The sequence below is a fragment of the Streptomyces sp. ERV7 genome (genome assembly GCF_001653515.1).
In the GTDB taxonomy this organism is placed as follows: Bacteria; Actinomycetota; Actinomycetes; order Streptomycetales; family Streptomycetaceae; genus Streptomyces.
Genome location: NZ_LYOY01000023.1, coordinates 1 through 3,067, shown reverse-complemented (window position 1 = coordinate 3,067; position 3,067 = coordinate 1). Strand labels below are relative to the sequence as shown.

The 3,067-nt window shown below is 74.0% G+C and carries 3 protein-coding genes and 1 pseudogene; all 4 read right to left on the bottom strand.

The window, feature by feature from the left end:
* Nucleotides 1-191 precede the first annotated feature (191 nt).
* Entirely contained in the window at nucleotides 192-1,748 is a 1,557-nt protein-coding gene (locus A8W25_RS06175; RefSeq protein ID WP_067157209.1) for a GMC oxidoreductase, read from the bottom strand.
* Nucleotides 1,745-2,317, bottom strand: coding sequence for a VOC family protein (locus A8W25_RS06170; RefSeq protein WP_067157206.1), 573 nt, complete (start codon nucleotides 2,315-2,317; stop codon nucleotides 1,745-1,747). Before A8W25_RS06170 ends, A8W25_RS06175 begins: the two co-directional genes overlap by 4 nt.
* Nucleotides 2,314-2,715: a hypothetical protein gene (locus A8W25_RS06165; RefSeq protein WP_199831685.1), complete on the bottom strand. Its 402-nt coding sequence runs from the start codon at nucleotides 2,713-2,715 to the stop codon at nucleotides 2,314-2,316. The genes A8W25_RS06170 and A8W25_RS06165 overlap by 4 nt, the downstream gene beginning before the upstream one ends.
* Nucleotides 2,712-3,067: pseudogene (locus tag A8W25_RS06160) on the bottom strand (cupin domain-containing protein); the annotation flags it as partial. The pseudogene A8W25_RS06160 and the gene A8W25_RS06165, both read right to left, overlap by 4 nt.

Here is a 3,067-nt window from a genome sequence, read left to right as displayed (position 1 = left end):
TCGACGAGGCGGCGGGTGGGCGCGGACACGATCCGCAGCTGGCGGCCGCCGTCGCGGGTGGCGAACCAGCCGTTGTCCTGCGCCCGCAGGCCGAGTTCGGTGTAGTACGGGGCGGTCGCCGCGGGGTCGGGGACGCCGATGGTGACGGAGGACAGGCGGTGCAGGGACATGGTGGGGCTCCTCAAGTGAGGTCAGGGCAGGACGGCGTCGCCGCCGGCCGCGCGCAGGGCCTGCGCGACGATGGTCAGGGTCGGGTTGACGGCCGCGGACGAGGGGAAGAACCCGCCGTCCACGACGAACAGGTTGCGCACCTCGTGGCTGCGGCAGTAGGGGTCGAGGACCGAGCGGGCGGGGTCGTGACCGGCGACGGTCGTCCCGCACTGGTGGCCGGTGTGCTCGACGCCCATGCGGTGGGTGAGGACGAGCGGGTATCCGGCGCGGCGCATCATCCGTGCCCCTTCACGTACCAGACGCCGGTGGGCGCGGGCGTTGACGGGGTGCCAGTCGAGGGTGATGCCTCCCCCGGGTCCGAGCAGGGCGCGGTTCTCCGGGCGCGGCAGGTCCTCCGAGATGAGCCACCAGTCGACGCTGTGGGCCGCCAGCTCACCCAGGACGCGGCGGGGCACGCGCGGGTGCGCGGTCGCCATGGCGGCGGGGTGGACCTTGCCCATCAGCTGGAGGTTGCCCAGCGGGTGGGGGGTGCGGGCGCCGGCCCGGTAGAAGTCGTTGACGGCGAGGGTCTTCTGGAAGACCGCCGGGTCGCGGCGGCGGGGGTCGACGGCCATCAGCATGCTGTTGTGGTGCAGCATCAGGTTGCGCCCCACCAGACCGCTGCCGTTGGCGAGCCCCGCCGGGTGGGCGCCGCTGGACGAACGGAGCAGCAGCGCCGCCGAGTTGACGGCCCCGCAGGAGACGATGACCGTTCCGGCGGTGAGGGTGACCCGGTGGCCGTTCCTGGTGGCCTCGACGGTGGTGACCGTGCGCCCGGACGGGTCGGTGCGCAGCCGGGAGACATGGGTGTGGGTGAGCAGCCGGACCGTCGGGGCGCGCAGGGCCGGGCGCAGGGCGCGGGTCTCCGCGTCGCTCTTGGCGCCGAGGCGGCACGGGAAGCCGTCGCAGGTGCCGCAGCGCACACAGCTGCCTCCGTCGGCCAGGTCGACGCCCAGTTCCAGTGGATGGGGGTGGAGCCCCTGGCCGCGCAGCCGTCGCTCCAGCTCCGCGATACGGGGTGCGTGGGCGACCGGCGGGTGCGGGTAGGGACCGGAGCGGGCCGGCTCCGTCGGGTCGTGGCCCACCTGGCCGTGCACCCGGTAGAGGCGCTCGGCCTCGGCGTAGTACGGCTCCAGGTCGCCGTAGCCGAAGGGCCAGGCCGGGGAGGTGCCGTCCAGGTGCTCGACGGCGTCGAAGTCGCTCTCGCGCAGCCGGGGCAGGCTCGCCCCGTAGACCTTGGTGGTACCGCCGACGTAGTAGTGGGCGGCGGGGGTGAAGGCCGTGCCGCCGGTGGTGTGCCAGGTCTCGGCGTTGCGGTAGCGGCCGTCGCCGAAGACGGCTTCCGGCGACCAGTTCGCCTCCTCGCGGGGCAGGAAGCCGCCGCGCTCGACGACGAGGACACGGGCGCCGGTGGTGGCGAGGGCCCAGGCCACCGCCGATCCCCCGGCGCCGGAGCCGATCACGACGACGTCGGCGTCGTAGCGGGTGGCGTCGTGCCGGACCACCGGCGGGGTGCCCGGGCCCCAGATGCCCCTCATGTCCCTCTCCCTTCGTGCGGCGCCCGCGGTTGGTACAGGCGTACGGCGGTGTGCTCCTCGTAGGGCTGGTGCCGGGGAGCGTGGACGAGTTCGAGGTGCAGGCCCCAGGGGGTGGTGAAGTAGACCCACCGGGTGCCGCGGATGGGGCCCTCGCCGACCTCTTGCGGCTCGCCGAGCATCCGTACGCCCGGTGCGGCGGTCAGATGGCGGACGCCGGCGTCGAAGTCGTCCGTCCACAGCGCCAGATGGTGGCCGCCCACGTCGCTGTTGCGGGGCATCTGCCCGCGTCGGCCGGGCCCGGTGTACTGGAAGAGTTCGATGTTGAGGGCCGGGCCCAGGCGCAGCATGGCGATATGGGCGGTGGCCCGGGGGTCGACACCGAGCTGGCGGTGCATCCAGTCGTCGTCGGCGGCGATCCGCCCGGTGCGGTAGGCCTCCTCGGCGCCCAGCACGTCGGTGAAGAAGGCGACGGCCTCGTCGAGGTCGGGCACGGTGAAGGCGATGTGGTGGACGGCCCGGATGCCGGAGGCATCCGATGTGACGGCTGCGGCAAGGGAGTTGGCGGTCATGTCCGCTCCTTGGTCGTGTCGGGGGTACGGGGTGGCAGGCGCCGGGTGACGGCCGCGGAGGTGACGGTCAGACACAGCAGCTCGGCGCCTCGCGGTCCGGCCCGCAGCGTGATGTCCTGCGCGATGGGGGCCAGGAGCAGGTCACGGTCGCCGAGCACCGAGGTGGTGGGCGGGGTCCCGGTCCCTCGGACGGTGAGCGGGCCGCTGAGTACGTACCAGGCCGCTTCGGCGTCGTCGCGGCCGACGAGGTCGTAGTGCGCGTGGGGCGGCAGGCTCACCCGGTCGACGGCTTCGCACTCGCTGTGCAGCATGCCGCGCCGGGCCAGACAGCGGATACGGACGGGGTCCTGGCCGCCGGTGTGCAGGGCGGCCGTGCGGTGGCTCGCATTGATGATCACTGGTGTTCCTCTCGCGGGACGTCCAGGACGGCGTGGAAGTATTCGAGCCCGTCGGCGCCCGCCCGGACGCGGGCCTGGGCTCCCAGGGGCAGGGTCAGGGAGACGCCGGGGGCGAGGGCCACGCCGGTCGCCCCGACCTCCACCGTCCCGGTGCCGTCGGTGACGTACACGGTGTGCTCGACGTCCCGGGCGGCCAGTTCGGCCGCACTCCTCGGGAGCAGGCGGGTCACGCGCACGGTGCGCAGGGGCCCGGTGAGCACGGTGGCGGCGTCCACGGGTCCGGCCCGGCGCAGATCGGCGATCACGGCGTGGCCGGTGGGGGCTGAGTCGGTCATGTCGGTGTCCTTACGGG

Bases quoted from the DNA above. Each gene is read 5' to 3' on its own strand.
- A8W25_RS06175 (WP_067157209.1), bottom strand. From the start codon at position 1,748: ATGAGGGGCATCTGGGGCCCGGGCACCCCGCCGGTGGTCCGGCACGAC.
- A8W25_RS06170 (WP_067157206.1), bottom strand. From the start codon at position 2,317: ATGACCGCCAACTCCCTTGCCGCAGCCGTCACATCGGATGCCTCCGGC.